This window comes from Arenibacter certesii DSM 19833 (assembly GCF_000429545.1).
Taxonomy (GTDB): domain Bacteria; phylum Bacteroidota; class Bacteroidia; order Flavobacteriales; family Flavobacteriaceae; genus Arenibacter; species Arenibacter certesii.
Window position 1 is genome coordinate 1 of record NZ_AUCB01000073.1, and the last position, 3,731, is coordinate 3,731.

Annotated in this window: 2 protein-coding genes; both read right to left on the reverse strand. The window is 36.8% G+C overall.

Features of this window, described 5'->3' with window-relative positions; genetic code table 11:
- Positions 1-134: 134 nt before the first annotated feature.
- A complete protein-coding gene (locus G466_RS0118775; RefSeq protein WP_026814996.1) occupies positions 135-1,352 on the reverse strand; it encodes a hypothetical protein in 1,218 nt (405 codons plus the stop codon).
- 45 nt (positions 1,353-1,397) lie between these two features.
- A partial coding sequence (locus G466_RS0118780) for a fibronectin type III domain-containing protein (RefSeq protein ID WP_169720774.1) occupies positions 1,398-3,731 on the reverse strand: 2,334 nt, incomplete at its 5' end.

The following is a 3,731-nucleotide window of genomic DNA, read 5'->3' on the forward strand; positions in this document are numbered from 1 at the left end:
TTTTCATAAAGCGCAAAAATTAAAATTAAACAAAAAAATAACGGGGGTCATGACCCCCGTTATTTTTCTATTTACACACTTTATAAGATAGTCCCGATTTTTTATATGATGTTGTCCTACTTGCGAAGTATTTCTTAATTATCAAAATAGCTGTTAAGGTCTGCCCTGTTTTGTTCAAAGTAATCTACCACCAAATCCAGGTTAAGTCCACCATCTTCTTTTCCAAAGGAGTTGATGATCTCTTGAAGGGTGGTGTCTTGCGGTGCATGGTCAAAAAGAGATATAAATACATCTGATTTAATCTTTCCTAGAAAGTTGATCCAAGCGCCAAATTGATCAGAATTATTTATTGTAAAGTTCCCATTATCATTATCAATTAAAACTGCTTTGGTGTCTTGATCTAAGAATTTAATTATATAGTAAGTTTTTCCTCCGACAATAAACTCAAATTTATGTATCAGGTCTATGGGGGTGTCTGTTAATAGGACAGCTTCAGGCTGATTTTCATAATCATTTTGGCCATTCTCATCATTGCTCACCCCTTTATCTTTATTTGAATACTCCGAGAATATAGCTTGATCTAGAACAAATGGATGAAGAATTTTCTGGGTTGAAGTTTCCGCCACGGAGGACGTTGTAGCGTTTAAGAACTCATACCCTTTTATTAGCAACCTTTTATCCATTATCTTCTCTTTGATAGCGGAATCGGCATTTAATTCAGAATAAATTTGGCCCATCACAAACATATTAAAATAACCATCGCGATGTGTTGTTGTAATAATGTCTTCAACTATATTGTCGTCACTTACACCTGAGAATAATTCTTTTAAGACGGATGACTCTAAATTCGTAAGTACGGTGAATACATCTTCCTGGTTTAAAAGAGTGCTTATATACCATCGATTATTGGAGAATTCTGCAGACATGATCCCGATAAGTGGAAATGGCACTTTGTCCATGATAAATGAATATTTTATATAGGCCATCTTTCTATTTTCATACCTAAATTGATAGGCAGTTTCTAATTGGATATAATTTTTTTCTATATCTGTATTCTTTACGGCTTCAAAATGTGCTTCATCACGGGAGGTGGTTGCATTTTCATCTAAGTAATCGCTTAAAGCCCACTCCATATTGGATGCGGACAAAAATGACTGCAAAAGGCCTTGTAGATTGGAATAATCAATATCGTCCTGATTATTAACCTGATTGATGCGTAACGGTGGGTCATATACGCTAAAGGCAACATCAATTGGAATACTGTATTCTACCACCACGCCAAGATTATCTTTTTGCGCATTGCCATGGTAGGTGTATATTAAAACAGCTAGGAGTAAGAATCTAATTTTCATTTATGGTTTGCTTTACAAGGGTTTAAAAACATAGCACAGGATTATTTATTCATTAGTATTGTTAATAGGCTTCATCAGCTGAACTTTTTTATAATATGGCTTTGTCTCTAGTTTTTTAGACATTACGACTATAAACATGGAAGCTCTAAAATCCATCCAAATCCCCTCTCTAAGAAGGTGATAGTTAAAGTCATCTCCATGCCAACCAACACTTATGAGTTCTGCTTTTGCAAGGCCTGAAGCCTTTGCTTCAAATGATAGCCAATCACTACCCTCAAAAGCACTGAGCTCCCCTTCTACGCCAAAGGCTGCATTTAAGGCTACAGATGCCGGGTTTATGTTTTTGCTTACAAATTGCCATTTTTCACTCCCTACAGTTTTCTTTTCTGTGGTTTCTGCAATTAGCGAACCAGTTACGTCTGCTTTAGCTACAACATTTATTTCAGCAGTTAAAACGTCCTTTATTTCTTTAATAGCCCATTCAGGGATAGGTAATTTATCGTAGGGTACACCCCATGTCCATATTATGGCTTCTCCTTTTAGTCCGGCCTTGAAGCCACCCCGAACCTTCTTTTCTGTATAATAAAATCGACTGTTTGGTTCTTCTTTATTTATCTTCTCTACTTCAAATGGTATAATATCAAAATACCAAGAGATTTTCCCTTCCTTAAAAGCACCTTTATTTTTAGCTTTTTTTATAAAAGGTATTTTATCAAAGAACTTGGAGGCTCTCTTGGTCATTTCAGTAGCTTCCAATGCTTTTTTTATGACTGGATTTGAGCTTGATTTCAGAGTAAGTCCAAATTTCTGGTAATCGGGTTCAACCCAAACGATATCTATACTTTTATTTTTTCCTATAGGGTAACCTGCTCTAACGGTGGTATTTGTTTTATCATCATTTAAATTAATTTTTCTTTCGATATTTATCTTAGCCTTATTTTTTGGATGTAAATCGGATTTTCCATAGTACCATTCAAGACTTAAATCACCGATATTGTTTTCCCGTATTTTAATATCTGTTGTGATACTATATGCAATGGTTTTATTTTTTGATATATCCTTGTTAGCAACTTTATTTAACAGATATAACTTTTGCCCTGATCTAGCAAGTCTTCTTTTGCTATGTCTTGCATAAAGCTCTTTTAATTCAAACTGTTCTTTTATGACTCTAATTCCCACCTTTACATTATTGGGTTCACCGTCAGGATAGGTGCTCGCAGGGGACCAGTATTTGGCTTCTAAGATGATCGTTTCATATTCAAATAAGTCTAGATTTATTCCGGTTCCATTACCGACCCAATTATCGGATATACTATCCTTCATATTAGCATGTTTGCTCCATACTATTTTGGAATCTTCGGGGATATTTAAAATCTCGAAACTTTGATTGTCTAAATTTTTACGATATTCAACATCAATAATGTCCCCGTCCTTATATCTATTAACTTTATAGCTTATTAGGGCTTTCGTTAAATCGGTTTTTATTGGATTGTCAGATGCATCTGATGTTGTATTGGATGTGTCTAAATTTTCCGCAACTGAATCTAAATTGTTGTTAGTTTCTATATCAGAGACAGCGGAATTGTCTTGGCCTGGTATTATTGCCTCTACTTGTTTGTCAATAGTAGTAGTTCCACCCTCATAATTGGAATTGGGACCGCTGTTATTAACTACTTCCTCCTCCACTTTACTCTCAGTATCGTTTGATCCCTCTCCAAATACATCCCTTAAAATATTATCTACTGTATCCCCTAAATCTGCCACTGCATCATAGGCATCGGTAACCACATCAATAGTCGCATCAACATCCAAGATATTCTTCATTTCCGAATCGTACTTGGTGATTACCATACCCTCTGCTAGTTGGTGTTCTGTATTGATGAGTACATTGGTGAATTTCACGGCTACCTTAATGCTGTTTAGATAAGGAATAGTGACATAGCCTTGTCCTGAGAATCGGCCATTTTCGCCATTTACTTTCGTAAGGGTAATAGGGAAGTCCCCAGCAGTGAACATCTCCCCAGAGGTGATAGTGGGTAGGGCCTCTTTGTTTGTCAGGTTAAAGTTTGGCACAATGCCACATTCGTACACGCTGGCCAGATTGTCCACAATAAAAGTGGTAAACTGTTTTACCATGCTCCAATCGCTACTGGTGACCGCACATTTTTTCTGTAATTGGTATTCGTAGGTGGTGCCTGCCTTTAGGTCCCAAAGGGTGAGCTGATTTGTGGTGGTCTTACTAATGAACCATGCGTTGGATTCCCCTTTTTTTCGGTAACGCACCGTATACTCCGGTACTTCGGTGGAAAGGTCCTCCCAAAAGATATTGGCATTGGTACTGCCCTTTACTTCGTGATTCAAGCTCATAGGAAGCGCGCA

What these genes read in the sequence shown, in the direction of transcription:
- G466_RS0118775 (WP_026814996.1), bottom strand. Translation starts at nt 1,352, where the DNA reads ATGAAAATTAGATTCTTACTCCTAGCTGTTTTAATATACACCTACCAT.